The organism is Oxalicibacterium sp. (assembly GCF_057353965.1).
In genome coordinates this window covers 1-15,466 of the sequence record NZ_JBMQZD010000001.1, presented here as the reverse complement: position 1 = coordinate 15,466, position 15,466 = coordinate 1, and the positions used below count along the sequence as shown (strand labels likewise).

Genomic DNA, 15,466 nt, shown 5'->3' with positions numbered 1-15,466 from the left:
AAGGCCGGAGAATAGTCAAGGCATGTTGACTCGTCAACAGCGGTTGACGTTGCAAGTCACATGACTTTTGACTACTCTTTAACAATCCCGCCGTCTGGCGGTTCCTCGTCCAAGGGAAAATTATGCAAACTGTCCAGTATCTCGACGCGGTGAAATCCGCGTTGAATATCCAGTCCGACTATGCCTTAGCCAAGGCAATCGGCGTCTCCAAACAAGCCGTCAGCCGCTACTACTCCAAGGGTGGCAATTTTGATGATGACGTCGCCCGGAAAGTGGCGTCGTTATTGGGGAAACATCCCGGTTTGGTAATGCTCGACATGCACATCGAACGCGCACAATCGCCCGAAACTCAAGCCGTCTGGCGGGACATTTTTGAGGGTTTTCGCACGCCGTTGCCACACGCTAAATCGAACCGGGGAACCTCCCCTGTTCAGTGACAACGGCCTTTTGATTTAGCCTGTTATTTGTATTATGTAAAATTACATAAGAAGGCATTCCATGAACAGTTCGCCACGCTTCGCCGGTCTGCGCCTCTTCTTCGGCACCCTGTTCTTCCTTTGTCTGACCCAAATGCCTGCACAGGCCCAGGATGCCGCGCAAGCCAACAATCCGCTGGCCAACATGACGGCCTTCAACCTGCAGAACTACTACATCGGCGATCTGACCGATTCGGATGAAGATGCCAATCAGTTCTGGCTGCGCTTTGCCAAGCCTTTCTCTGTCAACCAGCACAAATGGCTGATGCGGGCCTCGCTCCCGGTCAATACCTATCCAGTGCCGCCATCCGGCGGACATACCACCGGGATCGGCGATCTCAATCTGTTTGCCGCCTACCTGATCGATACCGGCAACCCGGCCGTGAGTTTTGGTGTCGGTCCACAGCTCACCGCGCCCACTGCCTCAAAGGATGAAGTCGGCAGCGAAAAATGGTCGGCCGGCCTCGTCAATGTGCTGTTCGATGCCAGTTCCGCCAAATTCCAGTACGGCTATCTGCTTTCGTGGCAGCAAAGCTTTGCGGGAACGAATAGCCGCGAAGACGTGAATGTCGCCGCATTCCAGCCCTTTGCCTTCTATCAGCTCGGTGGCGGCACTTATCTGAGGGCTGCACCTATCTGGGTCTACAACATCGAGAACGACAACTACAGCGTGCCGCTCGGCGTCGGCATCGGCCAGGTCGAGAAGAAAGGCAAGACTGTCTACAACTATTTCGTCGAGCCGCAGTTTTCGGCATGGGACAAGGGTTCAGGGCAACCCGAATGGCAGATTTTCTTTGGCCTGAACATGCAATTCATGGATTGATGCGATACGAACCGCGTCTGTTTGCAATGCCCGTACTCAAGGAGAATGACATGCAAAAAGCAGTTTCCAACCTGTCCAGTCTGGTTCTCTCCGGATTTCTGGCGCTTAGCCTCGCTGCTCCTGCTCACGCACAGGATGCGCGCAAGGATGCGACGCAATCTACCAAGGCTGCGAACGACAAACTATTGAAGGAACTGCCCTTCTCCGATACGACCGATTTCAGCAATGCAAAAAGAGGACTGATCGCTCCCCTGCCGCAGGAACTGATCAAGGGCGCTGCCGGCAATCCGGTCTGGAATCCGGCGCAATACAGCTTCGTCGGCGACAAGGCCGCGCCGGCCACCGTCAATCCAAGCCTGTGGCGCAACTCGCAACTAATCAATATCAGCGGCTTGTTTGAAGTCGTGCCCGGCATTTATCAGGTACGCAATCTCGATCTGTCGAACATGACCATCATCGAAGGCAAGGAAGGCATCACCATCGTCGATCCCTTGATTTCGGCAGAAACGGCCAGGGTCGGCCTCGACCTCTATTACTCCAAGCGCGGTCAAAAGCCGGTCAAGGCAGTGATCTATACGCATAGTCATGTCGATCATTACGGCGGCGTGCGCGGCGTGATTGACGAGGTTGACGTCAAAGCCGGCAAGGTCAAGGTTTACGCGCCGGAAGGCTTCATGGAAGCAGCCGTGGCCGAGAACATCATGGCCGGCAATGTGATGAGCCGCCGTGCCAGCTATATGTACGGCAATCTGCTGCAGCCCGATCCCAAGGGCCAGGTTGGCGCCGGCCTGGGCACCACGACTTCAGCCGGCACCGTCACGCTGATTGCCCCGACCAACATCATCAGCAAGACCGGACAAAGGGAAAACATCGACGGCCTGACCTATGAATTCCTGATGGCTCCGGGCTCCGAGGCGCCGTCCGAGATGCTGTGGTACATCGAAGAGAAGAAAGCCATTTCGGCGGCCGAAGACGCCACTCACACGCTACACAACACCTATTCTCTGCGCGGCGCCAAGATTCGCGAACCCCTGCCTTGGTCCAAATATCTGAACCAGGCGTTGACGATGTGGGGCAGCAAGGCCGAAGTCATTTTCGCCCAGCACCACTGGCCTACCTGGGACAACAAGAACGTCGTCGAGCTCCTGCGCAAGCAGCGTGACCTCTATCGCTACATCAACGACGAAACGCTGCATGAAGCGAACCAAGGCATGACCATGCGCGAGATCGCCGAGAACTTCAAACTGCCGGACAGCCTCGGCCATTACTGGGCCAATCGCGGCTACTACGGTTCGGTCTATCACGACGTAGCGGCAACCTATGTACTCTATCTCGGCTGGTTCGACGGCAATCCAGCCACACTGCATGAACTGCCGCCGGTGGACGCCAGCAAGAAATACGTCGAGTTCATGGGCGGTCCCGATGCCGTGCTGAAGAAGGCCAAGCAGGCCTACGACAAGGGCGACTATCGCTGGGTCGCGCAGGTCGTGCATCACGTCGTGTTCTCGGATCCGAACAACAAAGCTGCCCGCAATCTCGAAGCCGATGCGCTCGAGCAGTTGGGTTATCAGGCCGAATCCGGCCCGTGGCGCAATTTTTATTTGACCGGCGCGCAGGAATTACGCAAGGGCGTAGCCAAGCTGCCGACGCCGAATACCGCCAGCCCGGACACGGTCAAGGCTATGACGATGGACATGATCTTCGATTACTGGTCGGTCCGTCTCAATCGCGAGAAAGCCGCCAATGCAACTGCCATACTCAATTTCGATCTGGGTGATTCAGGCCGCTACATCGTCGAACTGGGCAACGGCGTGATCAACCACACTGCCAATATGCAGGCCCAGAATGCCGATGCCAGCATCAGTCTCTCCAAGGACACGCTGACCAACATCATGCTCAAGAAGGTCGAACTGGATAATGCAATCAAGGCTGGCGACGTCAAGATCAACGGCAATGAAGCCAAGTTGAAGGAAATGCTTTCCTACTTCGACAACTTCGAGTTCTGGTTCAACATCGTGACGCCATAAGTCTGCCGGTGCGGCAGCAACATATGCTGGCGCACCTGTCGTTTCCCATTGGCTTTTCAAGAATTCTTCATCAATCAGGAGAACAAGATGCGCAAAACCGTTCCAGAATGGCTTGGCCTTGGTCTGGTTGTACTGAGTGTTTCAAACCTGGCCGTGGCACAGGGCACAGGCGATTATCAATTCACCGCCAGCCAGAAAGACGCCACCAGTTTCACGCGCGATGCGAACAAGGCGGTCTACCAGCAGCTTGACTTCAACAACAAGGTAGCCTATGAAGATTCGCGCAAGGGCCTGATCGCCCCGCTGCTGAACAATGGCGACATTCCGAACAACGTATTCAACGCCACCGGCCTCAACTTCATGCAGGACAAGCCGGCGCCGGATACGGTCAATCCCAGCCTATGGCGTCATGCGCAGCTGGCAAACTACGGCGGCCTGTTCAAGGTCACCGACCACATCTACCAGGTGCGTGGCCAGGATCTGTCCAATCTGACCATCATCGAAACCAAAACCGGTGTCGTTTTCTACGACGTCGAATACAGCCCTGCCGCACTGACGAAATCCATCGAGCTCTATCAACAGCACCGCGGCAAGCGTGCGCTCAAAGGCGTCATCATCAGTCACAGTCATGCCGATCACTTTGGCGGCTATGACGGCATCATCAAGGCCGGCCTCGCGACGGCAGCCGATTTCAAGAGCGGCAAAATCCCCCTGATCGCGCCGCAAGGTTTTCTGGAAGAAGCCGTGTCCGAGAACGTCACTGCCGGCAATATCATGAATCGCCGCGCCGGCTACCAATACGGCAATGTTCTGCAGCCGGGAGCCAAAGGCATCATCACCGGTTCGCTCGGCCCGGCATTGGCCAATGACAAGGCTTCGCTGCCGATTCCAAACAAGGTCATCACCAAGGACGGCCAGAAGGTCACCATCGATGGCGTCGACTTCGTGTTCTATCTGGCGCCACATTCCGAAGCGCCTGCTGAGATGGTCATGTACATCCCTCAGTGGAAGGCGTTGTCCATGGCCGAAGACGTCAATCACCTGCAGCACAACATCTACACGCTGCGCGGCGCTCAGACGCGTGATGCTTCTGTCTGGGCCAAATATATTGCCGAAGCCATCGCCCGATGGGGTGGCGAGGTGGAAGTCAACTTCGGACCGCACACCTGGCCGGTGTGGGGCAATAAGAATGTGGTCGAGTATCTGAAGGATCAACGCGACGTCTACCAATCGCTCTACGACACGACCCTGCGCTACGCCAATTACGGCTATCGTCCGGACGATATTGCCGAGAATGCGAAGCTGCCCAAATCTATCTTCAACAAATGGGACAACCGCCCCTACTACGGCCACACGCGCAACAATCTGAAATCGACCTATGTCCGCAATCTCGGCTGGTACAACGGCAATCCGACCGAACTGGCCAAGTATCCCGATGCAGAACGCGGCAAGCGTTATGTCGAAGCCTTCGGCGGCAAGGACAAGGTGCTGGCAGCCGCAACCAATGCGTTCAAGAAAGGCGACTATCGCTTTACGGTCGATTTGCTGAACAATGTGGTCGCCTATGACGGCAGCGACAAGAACGTCAATTTCCTCATGGCCGATGCCTTCGAACAGCTCGGCTATCAGGAGGAAAACTCGCTGTATCGCAACTGGTATCTGTCGGCTGCGAGCGAATTGCGTGTGGGCGGCAACATTGAAAACGACCTGTCCACGACCTCTCCGGAAGTCATCGCCGGACTACCGCCGGAAATGTTCATGTCCTTCATGGGCATGATGGTTGATCAGATCAAGGCTGAGAAGGCTGGCAATGCGACGATCAACCTGAAGCTCAGCGATGGCTCCAAGTTCATTCTTGACCTTCACAACGGCGTGCTGAACCGTGTCTACAACTTCCAGGCGCCGAAACCGGATGCCACGCTGGAAATCTCCAAGCTCGATTTCCTGGCCTTCGCATCCGGCAAGTCTTCGCTGGACAATCTGGCCGATGCCGGTAAGGCCAAGATTGGCGGCGATAAGGCCGCAGTGTCCAAGTTGAACGGCATTTTTGCGCTGGACCTGAAAAACAACATGAATCTTGTGTTGCCGCTGCAACCGGAAAATAGGGTTAAGTAATACGCTCAGGAGTCTCCTGCGGCAGTAGTTCGCGCGCGCATACAGGACAACTGCATGCGCGCGCCTTTTTCCCGGCAGAATCTGAACGAAACAACAAGCCGGCTCTTCATGAAGGGAAAGCAGACGTCCTGCTGCGGTAGAACAGATACGTCAGCCGAATGAATCATTGTTTCGGAGGTGAGCGATGAAATCGTTGATCCGCCATTGTCTGGTTCTGGTAATCGCAATTGGGTGCATTACCACTTCCCGTGCGCAGGCGGAAACGGCCGCCCAGGTCGCGCAGACTTCGCAAACATCACTGAAAAAGCTGTACGCCAAGGTGCCGGTGGCGAAAAAACTGGGAGCCAAGGCGATTGCCATTCTCGTTTTTCCTTCGGTGACCAAAGCCGGCTTGGGTGTAGGCGGCCAATACGGAGAAGGCGCGCTGATTCAACACGGCAAGGTTGTCGGCTACTACAACACCACAGGCGCATCCTTCGGCCTGCAGATCGGCGCGCAGCGGTATAGCTACGCGATGTTCTTCATGACCAAGAGTGCCTTGAATGCGCTGGAAAAGAGCGACGGTTTCGAGGTCGGCGTCGGCCCCAGCGTGGTGGTGATGGATGAAGGCATGGCGAAAAGCGCGACCACCACGACCATGAACGACGATGTGTATGCCTTCATCTTCAGCCAGAAAGGATTGATGGCGGGCTTGGGCATCCAAGGCAACAAGATCAGCAAGATCGAGAAGTAAGGTGAACGGACGTTGCGTCTGCAGAAAGCAGTGGCATACGTCAGACATGATGCCGGATGGAGTTGAATCGATTGCATGAAGTTTCTGTGCCGGGACGATACGGAGAGGAAGACTGATGAAACTTCATACTCTGTTGTTTTTTGCGCTTTTTGCGTTGTTGCTGCCTGTCGTCAATGCGGCCCCGGAGAAACAGGAAGCTGCCGAAGTTCGCCAGCTAAGCCTGGAAAATCGCCCGTGGAAAGGCGATTTCGATCAGATGCTGGAGCGCCGGATGATACGCGCGCTGGTGCCGTACAGCCGCACGCTCTACTTCAACGACAGGGGACGCGAACGCGGCGTCGCCGCCGACCTGTTGAGGTTCGGCCGGGATTCGTGCAAAATTTGTCAAAACTCCATATAACTATATGAATAAAAAGGAGTTTTAACTTTTCGCTTGATATCCTTCACTCAGGTATTTTCAGTGCCTTGATGCCTGACTGAATGGAGTGGTCCCAACGTTGGGACTTCAACATTAGTCTTTAAGCTTATTTCTGAGAATTGCCTCTTCCTTCGAGGTGAAACCGGCCTCGCAGATAATAAGATTTCTGCATTGGTGTGGAAATAATCCATCATCATCATCCAAAGCGACCCAAGGAATGTCGCGCCCAGCCAGATAACATTCTATTTCTCTAAAACGTATCCCATTAATGTCTTCAACACTCTCAATATCAATAATGGGAAGAACGTCAATTACTCTCGAAGCAATGTCCTGAGTATTTGCATGAAGTGCGCCACTAATTCGCACTGCAATGTAGCCATGCTTTCGCATTTCAAAGTGGCCACCTAGCCGCACGTAAAAGTAGCCATCGCCAAGGTGTGAGTTTTATCCACACGGAATATGCGTCCAGATTACGTTGTTTCGATGGCCTGGCCTGACTAGACGCTATCAACCTTCCGCCGAAAGGAAACTTCGCAGCTTCTTCGCTTCCGCATCGCCGAATCCGGCGACGCATTGAATCAAGTTGGCGCAGCCACTAGGGAACAGATCCAGGTCGTCATCAAGCGCAACCCAATTGTCAGAACTGCCGTTGAGATATTGGTGTATTTCTCTGAATCGAATGGCTTCCATATCAGCCAGGCTATGTATCTCAATGACAGGCAGCACATCAACGATTCTGCTTTGAATATCAGAGGAAAAGAGTGCTGCCAATGCAGAGAGTGAAAGGCTTTCGCGCCATGTGCTGCTAATTACGACATTCACATTCGGATAGTCACGGAGAACGCTTTCTAGACGGTCTCGATTTACAAATAGCTGACTCGAATCTTCCGGTGTTGGAAACGGGTGCAGTACTCCATCAAAATCCAAAAATAGAATCATCGACCGGCCTTGGCACCAAACTCTCGGCCAATCGGTTCGAAATCCATCACTTCGCCGCTATGCAGCTTAGGGTCAAAAAGTGCCAATTTCATCTCAAGCGCCTTCTCTCCGCTGGCGCTTTTCTCTGCAATGCGACGCATATGGAAACGTCTTTTCTTGGTCCTGTTTTTCATTTTCGATTCCGCGGTATCAGTTGTCGGTGGCATCGCATTCTCCGATATAGAAATTGCGTCACGCATCGCTTTCAAGTTGTACAAGCTCGTTTCGGTAGGCGGTCCAAGATCAAGATCTGGGCCGACTAATGGCTGAAAGAAGTCGCGCAAAAACTGACTACGTTCGCCATTCAGAAGCTGCAAAGCATAGAAGCTTTCCTGCTTCCGATCCCGGGGACCCGATGCCCGATATCGCAAGTGCTCAGCTAATTCACACAGCGCTTGTGACACAACCGGATAGTTGCACTCCTCAACATACATCCGGAGACCGGCATGCTTGACCAGGCTAAAGACACGTTCGGAGTAAAGCGCAAACAATCTTGCCCCTATCTGCCGATCGTTGAACTCGTCACCGAGCATGAGCAAAACACGGTAGATACTTTTCCCGCATTCCCATACCTGTTCGCTATCTTGGCGCTCGTAATTCATGCGCAACAAGATCGTCAATGCGGCCAAACTATCCACACTGGCACGACGCTCGAGAGACCCGAGATAGTGCCGTCCGCCTTTCAACCGAATCTCATTATTCGCTTCAAAAACGACGATTTGAATCTCGGGCACAAGATGTCGAAACCATCCGTGCTCTTGGCCGCTGATCGATCCCTTATGGCGCAAGACAGACCATAGTACGTGGTTGATTTCCCATCCTGATCCCGGAATCAGCTGGTTCGCATGCGTTATCAACGACTCACGAGGAACATGGAGACCTTGTGAATATTCAAGGTACTTGTTATTGCGAATCCTGATGCCGTGAATGTCGTGGTCGGACTTACCCGGCTCCAAATATCGTTGAACGTGACGAGGAATGTAGGTGCCGAGTTCATCGCCAAGGTATCGGAACCAATTGATTGTTCGGATTGCATCGACTTCATCATCGCGCCTTTTTGATCGTATCGTCGCCATTTACAAGTCGATAAAGTGTCAAGAACGGTTCGACTATAGATGGAATATCTCATTTATTCAATGAGTTACGAAATCGCGGATTATTAAAAAAGAGCGAAATTAAGGGGGGAATATATAGATTGGCTGCGCGTTTCTAGGTTGCTAAGCTTTCGATGACTAAACAACCCTGTAACAGCGAGTTACCAGCAGCGCCATGACCGACCTGAAGTTTGACGAACCGATGGCCACGTTGCTGGAGCGAGAGCTGATGCATCGCTATGGGCCGATGGTGTCCAATGATAATTTGCGCATTGTGTTGGGCTATCCGTCGAAGGAGGCGTTCCGGCAAGCGATTTTCAGAAAAACCGTCCCAATCCCGATCTTCGATATTGAAAACAGAAAAGGCAAATTCGCCTTGGTCAAGGATGTCGCTGCATGGCTTGCAGAGCAACGAGAACGAGCCGTTACGGAAATGAATACATCGTCCGGCGACAAGTGAAGGAGCGTCATCATGACTTAGCCCAAACCGCATAGCGGGGGGTAGAAACGACAAAGGCCTGTGAGCGTCAACTCACAAGCCTTTTGTACAGCGTTGGATCTCCAAGAACCGCGCTCAGTATCTCCCTTCCCAAATCCTCTGTCAACACTTTGAATTAATCGAAGTGCCTAGCCACGTCCGTGTGGCGCTCATGAAATTGCTGCCTTTGGCAGCGATAGATACAGCCATGGCCAACAGGAGAACCGACATGCGAAAAATTCGCGATGTCCTTGAGTGCATATTCACAAAAGAATTATCCGTAAGAGAAACGTCGCGGCTCTTACGCGTCGGTCGCAGGACCGTTACGGCATATGCGGAACGTTTTAAAACAGCGCAGCTATCGTGGCCATTATCGATTGACATCGATGACGATCAACTAGAGAAGGCCCTATTCCCTTCCACTGAAAGGCAAAAAAAGACCGATCCGCCGGTACATGATTTCGCAGCGGTCCATGCGGCGCTCGGGCAAAAAGGTGCAACGCTGGGAATTCTTTACCAAGAATGGCGAGAAGGCGTCCCGCTAAAAAATCAGATCAGCTATTCGCAGTTCTGCAGACGCTATAACCGATTTAGAAAATCGCTGCAGGTATCGATGCGACAAACAGCAGTGTTTGGCGAGGTCGCCTTCGTGGATTATTCCGGCAAGACGCTGGCCGTGACAGATCCTGATAGCGGAGAGCTGAAAAAGGTCCAGATATTTGTCGGTGTGTTGGGCGGATCAAATTACACATTTTGCGAAGCGACTTGGACCCAGACGTCGAGGGACTGGATTGGTTCACATTCGAGGATGTTTGAATTCTTTGGCGGCGTGCCACGTATTGTTGTTCCGGACAACTTGAAAGCTGGGGTTACCAAGGCAGACCGATTCGCCCCGGTGATTAACGAATCGTACAACGCGATGTGCCGCTATTACGGCACTTATGTCTTTCCAGCGCGTCCACGGGAACCGCGGGACAAATCAAAGGCGGAAGCAGGTGTGTTGCTGGCACAACGGTGGATTTTGTTTTCTTTGAGAAGCCGCAAGTTTTTTTCTCTGAACGAGATGAATCAGGAGATAGGTGCGTTACTGGAAAAACTGAACCGGCGTTCATTTCAGAAATTGCCTGGTTCGCGTTTCACAAAATGGCTGGAGTTCGAACAACCGGCCCTCATGCCTTTACCTGCACAGCGATACGAGTTTGCAGACTGGGGAAAGGTGCGTGCGGCGCAGGACTATCACGTTTGCGTCGACCGCCATTTCTACAGCGTGCCTTACCACCTCAAAGGTCACGAATTCGAATATTGCCTCACAGCTCACTCTCTTGACTTGCTGCACCGAGGCAAATGCATTGTCACGCATACGCGTAGTTTGGAGCCCGATAAGGCGACAACCCTCGCAGAACATCAGCACCCGAGTCACCGAGCGGTACTGCAGTGGAATGAGCCGCAAGCGTTGGCGTGGGCCACAACAGAAGTTGGGCTGAATACCGCAACGCTACTCAAGACGCAACCTGCCAAGGTCCGAGGTTACCTGCTGGGCTATCGCATCACACAAGCAATGAAAGAACTGTTTAAAAGCTATGGCAAGACCAGACTGGAAGAAGCATGCACTTATGCCGTGAAAAACAATGTGACTGGCACGCATGCGTTGCGCAACATCCTTTCCAAAAACTTGGACCAGTTGTTGAAGCACGATGAGCCGGAAAATCCAAGCGACATAGCCCACCAAAATATCAGAGGCGCCGACTACTACAGCGAACTTTTGCAATCGACAAACAATAAGGAAATCGAATCATGATCAATAACACTATTCAACAACTCGAAACACTGAAATTGTTTGGCATGGCCGAGGAGCTGAGTCGGCAAATCAACAATCCCAATATGCAGGACCTACCATTCGAACATCGGGTGAGAAGTATGGTGGATCACGAAACCACGTTACGTGAGAGCAAACGTCTGCAGCTTTTATTGAAAAAAGCCAGGCTACCGATCAATGCTTCCATAGACGATATCGATTACCGATCGCCTCGTGGGCTAGACAAATCCAGCATGCTCACTTTATCAACGCTCGACTGGGTACGGCTTCGACATAATCTGGTGATTACCGGTCCTACTGGTACGGGAAAAACATGGATCGCCTGCGCCCTTGCCAACTACGCTTGTCGGCTTGGGCTATCGAGTTACTTCGTTCGCGTACCGGTGTTGATGGAAAGCTTGCTGTCGGCTCGCGCTTCTGGGCTATTCAGCACGCGGCTGGAGCAGTTGAAGAAGTTCGACCTGCTGATTTTGGATGACTGGGGCATAGAGACATTCAGCAAACGTGCGCAGAACGACTTGCTCGAATTGGTCGATAGCAGGCTCAGTGCAAAGTCGATGATCATCACCAGCCAATTTCCCATGAGCCATTGGCATGACGCGCTGGATAACAAAACGGTCGCTGACGCCATCATGGACAGGATTGCGCATAGCTCGTACTCGATGCAGTTGAGCGGCGAATCTCTGCGAAAAATCAAGGGAGTGGTCACGAAAAAGACCGGAAAAGCAGCACTGAGCGAAAAGCAGACGCGCTGATGGGATCATTCGTATTTGAAGGTGCGCCATGGCGCACTTCCAAATACGAAAGCGATCGAGATGCTTAAATAGCTTTTTGATTCACTCGTTTGCTGAGTTCTTCCGCGCTCTCGCGTCGCTCGCTATATCGATCGACCAGATACGGTGATACGTCCCGCGTGAGAAATGTGAATTTGAACAATTCTTCCATTACATCGACGACACGTTCGTAGTAAGAGGATGGCTTCATACGCCCAACGTCATCGAACTCCAAGAACGCCTTGGCGACCGACGATTGATTAGGAATGGTGATCATGCGCATCCAGCGGCCAAGTATGCGCATCTGGTTCACGGCATTGAACGACTGCGATCCACCCGATACTTCCATCACGGCCAATGTTTTACCTTGCGTCGGCCGTACTGCACCGATGGCCAATGGGATCCAGTCGATCTGGGCCTTCATGATGCCAGTCATCGCGCCATGACGTTCCGGTGAGCACCAGACCATGCCTTCGGCCCATTCCGCAAGGCTGCGCAGTTCCCGCACCTTTGGGTGCGTATCCGGCTCACTGTCTGGCAGCGGCAAGTCACGAGGGTCGAACACCTTGACCTCGCCACCCATCACTTCGAGTAGACGCGCCGCTTCCATGGTCAGTAAACGGCTGTACGAGCGATCGCGTACTGACCCATACAGGAGCAGGAACCGCGGCGCGTGACGTGAGCTGCCTACACCGTGGAAATCCGCGTTAGTCGGAACCCGAAAATGTTCAGGCTGGACGTTCGGTAATTCAGTCGACACGTCGTCCCTCGCTGTCCGGTACTGCCTCACCGTCTTCTTTTAAGAACTGCTCCTTTTGCCGGTGGCGGCAGAAAGTCCAATACCAACTCCGATGGGCAGCACAGTTTAGTGCCTATTGGCGTGGCAACGAAGGGCCGATTGATCAGAATTGGAGTACGTACCATGGCGGTAGGCAGCTGTTCATCGCTTAACGCAGCTTAGGGTAATTAACGCAGCGCCAGTAGTATGGCAATCACGATGGGCGTCAGTATTAATGCGGCGCCATGGCAGGCCAACACCGCCGAGGCGGCCGCACCCAGTAAGATAATTAGCACAAACAGTTTCTGACCGTTGCTCAATGCTATCAGCTTGAACTTGGCCTATCTATTCGACTGGGATTGCACCTGAAAACGCACCATCTCAGGGCATAGCCTACGCAGATTATAACGGTTGTTCGCCTATCCTTTGAAAAGCAACAGTTCCTGTCTAAAATAGAATACTTCTCATTCTTGTCTGTCGATCATGCGTGTCGCCCGTTTTATATCTCCCTTACTTTTTATCGCTTGTTTCTTATTCTCCCTGGGAAGCACCACAGTCAGCCATGCGCAGGACGCGACCACACAAGACAAAGCCAAGCAGATCTGGCAGATCCTTGATTACTTGGCGGTAGATTACGGCGCGGCCGTCCAAAACGGCGCTGTCGCCAGCAAGGACGAATACGCAGAGATGCAGGAATTTTCCGCAAACGCCGAAAAGCAACTGTCCGAACTGCCTAAAACAGACGCCAGCGCAAAGCTCGTATCCGAAGCGAGCAAATTGCGGGAACTGATCGCGGCGAAAGCGTCGCCGGAGCAAGTGGCCGCGCAATCTCGTGCCCTGGCTGCAGACGTATTAAAAGTCTATCCGGTGCCGTTGTCGCCGACGCAGGCGCCTGATCTCAAGCGCGGAGCGGCTTTATATCAAGCAAATTGCGCCTCTTGCCACGGCGCTGCCGGGCATGGCGACGGTCCTCTGGCCAAAAGCTTGAATCCACCTCCGATCGCACTGTCGGATCACGAACGTGCACGGGAACGCAGCGTTTTTTCACTGCAGCAGATTATTTCGCACGGCGTGGCAGGCACGTCGATGCCAGCGTTCACGCAGCTGTCTGAAGACGACCGTTGGTCGATTGCATTTTTCGCGTCCACGATGTCGTACAGCGATGCCGACCGCGAAGCGGGCAAAAAAGCATGGACAGACAATGGGGCGCTGCGCAACGCGGTACCGGACCTGAACGCGCTGACACAAGCCACTGAGGCGGGACTGGAAAAACAGGTCGGTGCCGGTGCGCGTCCACTGCTGGCACACTTACGTAACGAACCTAGCCAGGTGATGGCCTCTAACGAAGATAGCCTCGCTTTGGCGAAGAAACGTCTGACTGAAAGCGTACAAGCTTTGCAGGCAGGCGATAAGGCCAATGCTTCCCGACTTGCCTTATCAGCCTATCTCGATGGCTTCGAGATTGCTGAACCGGCCCTGTCTGCCAAAAACAATGCGCTATTCAATGATCTTGAAAAAGGAATGGGTGCATTCCGGGCAATCGTCAATCGCGGTGATCTCGCAGGAGCAAAAGAGGCGGAACAAGCACTGCAAGTTAAGCTGACCCAAGCACAAGATGCATTAACAACCGCAACTGACGATCCACTTGCCACTTTTCTTGGCGCCTTCACCATTTTGCTACGCGAAGGGCTCGAAGCGTTGCTGGTCGTCGTTGCCATGGTTGCGTTTTTGAAGAAAGCCGACCGTCGCGACGTCTTGAAGTATGTGCATGCGGGCTGGGTAGTCGCTTTGGCTGGTGGCGGCGTCACGTGGGCCGTGGCGACGTATCTGGTCGATCTCAGCGGCGCCAGCCGGGAAATGACAGAAGGATTTTCAGCGATCTTTGCCGCCGTCGTTTTGCTGGGCGTTGGCATCTGGATGCATCAAAAAAGCATGGCTGGTCGCTGGCAGGCCTACGTGAAGGACAAGTTGTCTTCAGCGCTGAATGGGCGCTCGGCATTCATGCTCTTCATTCTGTCGTTCGTGACGGTATATCGCGAAGTCTTCGAGACGGTGTTGTTCTACGCTGCGCTGTGGACCGGTGGAAACGGGGCGTATATGTTATTGGGTATGGCTGCTGCCATTCTGATTTTGGCTGTCGTTGCCTTCATTCTCCTGCGGACATCCGCCCGACTGCCGATCGGTCAGTTCTTTGCTGCCAGCTCCGCGTTGGTCGCCCTCCTGGCCTTCGTCATGGTCGGTAAGGGCGTGGCGGCTTTACAGAAGGTCGGCGTATTCGACATCACGCCCATAACCTTCCCGCAAGTCGATTTACTTGGCATTTATCCTACGACGCAGACGGTTGCTGCCCAATTACTAATATTGGCCATCATTGTTGCAAGCGTAATGTACAACGTACGGTCTGCCAGAATGTAGACGGCGTCTTAACGGGGCCAATAGCGTCATTGCCGTTTGGCTCGGTTCGTATTGCCCGATTTGAATTGTTCGACGGCGAGCGCATGCAGTACCCCACATTCGCTTGACCTGCGCTGTGCATCACAACGGCGACGCAGACCGGCAAGTTGGCTTTGCAACGTCTGCAACGCTTGCATCTGCCGCTCTACGTCGAACAAATGGTCGTCGATCAGCTGATTCACGTCATCGCACAATAAGTCCGGCTTGTCTTGCAACTCAATGAGTCTGGCTATTTCTTGCATGGCCAGCCCGAGTGCGCGGCAATTGCGGATAAAGAGCAGACGCTCCAAATCTTGTTCGCCATAGACACGGTAGTTCCCCGGCGTGCGTCCAGGATTACCCAACAGCCCCTTGCTCTCATAGGGGGAACCGCAGAATTCGGAAAAAATCGTACGCTAAGCTAACGGTGTTCTCGTGACAGCTCTTTGACTAGGCTTTCTAAGGGGTCGTCTCAGAAAACGGAAAATAAAGCACGCTAAGGCATAGCCGAACCTGCCAAGCTT

14 protein-coding genes and 2 pseudogenes are annotated in these 15,466 nt (G+C 53.3%); 10 read left to right on the top strand and 6 right to left on the bottom strand.

Going from position 1 to position 15,466, the window contains the following annotated elements:
- The first annotated feature begins 122 nt into the window (after positions 1-122).
- The 6 genes and pseudogenes from ACO1VH_RS00080 to ACO1VH_RS00055 form a co-directional block, all read left to right on the top strand.
- Positions 123-437 (top strand): helix-turn-helix domain-containing protein, encoded by a 315-nt coding sequence (locus ACO1VH_RS00080; protein WP_486241392.1) that lies wholly within the window; start codon positions 123-125, stop codon positions 435-437.
- A 61-nt stretch (positions 438-498) separates the two neighbouring features.
- Complete coding sequence (locus tag ACO1VH_RS00075) at positions 499-1,299, top strand: hypothetical protein (RefSeq protein WP_486241390.1); 801 nt, start codon at positions 499-501, stop codon at positions 1,297-1,299.
- 50 nt (positions 1,300-1,349) lie between these two features.
- Complete coding sequence (locus ACO1VH_RS00070; protein WP_486241388.1) at positions 1,350-3,326, top strand: alkyl/aryl-sulfatase; 1,977 nt, start codon at positions 1,350-1,352, stop codon at positions 3,324-3,326.
- 87 nt (positions 3,327-3,413) lie between these two features.
- Complete coding sequence (locus ACO1VH_RS00065; RefSeq protein WP_486241386.1) at positions 3,414-5,441, top strand: alkyl/aryl-sulfatase; 2,028 nt, start codon at positions 3,414-3,416, stop codon at positions 5,439-5,441.
- Between the two features lie 184 nt (positions 5,442-5,625).
- Positions 5,626-6,174, top strand: a complete 549-nt coding sequence (locus ACO1VH_RS00060) for a lipid-binding SYLF domain-containing protein (protein WP_486241384.1) — start codon at positions 5,626-5,628, stop codon at positions 6,172-6,174.
- 205 nt (positions 6,175-6,379) lie between these two features.
- Positions 6,380-6,532 (top strand): annotated as a pseudogene (locus ACO1VH_RS00055) (lytic transglycosylase F); the annotation flags it as partial.
- 567 nt (positions 6,533-7,099) lie between these two features.
- Here ACO1VH_RS00055 and ACO1VH_RS00050 read toward each other — a convergent pair.
- Positions 7,100-7,531, bottom strand: a complete 432-nt coding sequence (locus ACO1VH_RS00050; protein WP_188422762.1) for an HAD domain-containing protein — start codon at positions 7,529-7,531, stop codon at positions 7,100-7,102.
- Entirely contained in the window at positions 7,528-8,646 is a 1,119-nt protein-coding gene (locus tag ACO1VH_RS00045; RefSeq protein ID WP_188422763.1) for a hypothetical protein, read from the bottom strand. Before ACO1VH_RS00045 ends, ACO1VH_RS00050 begins: the two co-directional genes overlap by 4 nt.
- Positions 8,647-8,839: 193 nt before the next feature.
- On the opposite strand from ACO1VH_RS00045, the gene ACO1VH_RS00040 reads away from it, so the two are divergent.
- From ACO1VH_RS00040 to istB, 3 genes are all read left to right on the top strand, one after another.
- On the top strand, positions 8,840-9,124 hold the full coding sequence (locus ACO1VH_RS00040) for a hypothetical protein (RefSeq protein WP_188422764.1): 285 nt from the start codon (positions 8,840-8,842) through the stop codon (positions 9,122-9,124).
- A 190-nt stretch (positions 9,125-9,314) separates the two neighbouring features.
- Complete coding sequence (gene istA / locus ACO1VH_RS00035) at positions 9,315-10,940, top strand: IS21 family transposase (RefSeq protein ID WP_486241381.1); 1,626 nt, start codon at positions 9,315-9,317, stop codon at positions 10,938-10,940.
- On the top strand, positions 10,937-11,713 hold the full coding sequence (gene istB, locus ACO1VH_RS00030) for an IS21-like element helper ATPase IstB (RefSeq protein WP_229724164.1): 777 nt from the start codon (positions 10,937-10,939) through the stop codon (positions 11,711-11,713). Before istA ends, istB begins: the two co-directional genes overlap by 4 nt.
- Before the next feature lie 64 nt (positions 11,714-11,777).
- Here the strand turns inward: istB and arsH are convergent, their stop codons facing one another.
- The 3 genes and pseudogenes from arsH to ACO1VH_RS00015 form a co-directional block, all read right to left on the bottom strand.
- The gene (arsH, locus tag ACO1VH_RS00025) at positions 11,778-12,491 is read right to left on the bottom strand and encodes an arsenical resistance protein ArsH (protein WP_188422766.1); all 714 of its coding nucleotides are present in this window, start codon (positions 12,489-12,491) and stop codon (positions 11,778-11,780) included.
- 26 nt (positions 12,492-12,517) lie between these two features.
- Complete coding sequence (locus ACO1VH_RS00020; protein WP_371870064.1) at positions 12,518-12,655, bottom strand: thioredoxin domain-containing protein; 138 nt, start codon at positions 12,653-12,655, stop codon at positions 12,518-12,520.
- A gap of 45 nt (positions 12,656-12,700) precedes the next feature.
- A pseudogene (locus ACO1VH_RS00015) lies at positions 12,701-12,823 on the bottom strand (ArsB/NhaD family transporter); the annotation flags it as partial.
- Positions 12,824-12,992: 169 nt separating this feature from the next.
- Here ACO1VH_RS00015 and ACO1VH_RS00010 point away from each other — a divergent pair.
- Positions 12,993-14,924, top strand: coding sequence for a cytochrome c/FTR1 family iron permease (locus ACO1VH_RS00010; protein ID WP_188422767.1), 1,932 nt, complete (start codon positions 12,993-12,995; stop codon positions 14,922-14,924).
- Between the two features lie 26 nt (positions 14,925-14,950).
- On the opposite strand, the gene ACO1VH_RS00005 is transcribed toward ACO1VH_RS00010, so the two are convergent.
- Positions 14,951-15,352 carry a MerR family DNA-binding protein gene (locus ACO1VH_RS00005; RefSeq protein WP_486242793.1) on the bottom strand — a complete coding sequence of 134 codons (402 nt, stop codon included), beginning with the start codon at positions 15,350-15,352 and terminating at the stop codon, positions 14,951-14,953.
- Positions 15,353-15,466: the final 114 nt, after the last annotated feature.

Excerpts from the sequence above, each read along its gene's own strand:
- ACO1VH_RS00080 (WP_486241392.1), top strand. The coding sequence starts at position 123 with ATGCAAACTGTCCAGTATCTCGACGCGGTGAAATCCGCGTTGAATATC.
- ACO1VH_RS00075 (WP_486241390.1), top strand. The coding sequence starts at position 499 with ATGAACAGTTCGCCACGCTTCGCCGGTCTGCGCCTCTTCTTCGGCACC.
- ACO1VH_RS00070 (WP_486241388.1), top strand. The coding sequence starts at position 1,350 with ATGCAAAAAGCAGTTTCCAACCTGTCCAGTCTGGTTCTCTCCGGATTT.
- ACO1VH_RS00065 (WP_486241386.1), top strand. The coding sequence starts at position 3,414 with ATGCGCAAAACCGTTCCAGAATGGCTTGGCCTTGGTCTGGTTGTACTG.
- ACO1VH_RS00060 (WP_486241384.1), top strand. The coding sequence starts at position 5,626 with ATGAAATCGTTGATCCGCCATTGTCTGGTTCTGGTAATCGCAATTGGG.
- ACO1VH_RS00050 (WP_188422762.1), bottom strand. The coding sequence starts at position 7,531 with ATGATTCTATTTTTGGATTTTGATGGAGTACTGCACCCGTTTCCAACA.
- ACO1VH_RS00045 (WP_188422763.1), bottom strand. The coding sequence starts at position 8,646 with ATGGCGACGATACGATCAAAAAGGCGCGATGATGAAGTCGATGCAATC.
- ACO1VH_RS00040 (WP_188422764.1), top strand. The coding sequence starts at position 8,840 with ATGACCGACCTGAAGTTTGACGAACCGATGGCCACGTTGCTGGAGCGA.
- istA (WP_486241381.1), top strand. The coding sequence starts at position 9,315 with ATGAAATTGCTGCCTTTGGCAGCGATAGATACAGCCATGGCCAACAGG.
- istB (WP_229724164.1), top strand. The coding sequence starts at position 10,937 with ATGATCAATAACACTATTCAACAACTCGAAACACTGAAATTGTTTGGC.
- ACO1VH_RS00020 (WP_371870064.1), bottom strand. The coding sequence starts at position 12,655 with ATGGTACGTACTCCAATTCTGATCAATCGGCCCTTCGTTGCCACGCCA.
- ACO1VH_RS00010 (WP_188422767.1), top strand. The coding sequence starts at position 12,993 with ATGCGTGTCGCCCGTTTTATATCTCCCTTACTTTTTATCGCTTGTTTC.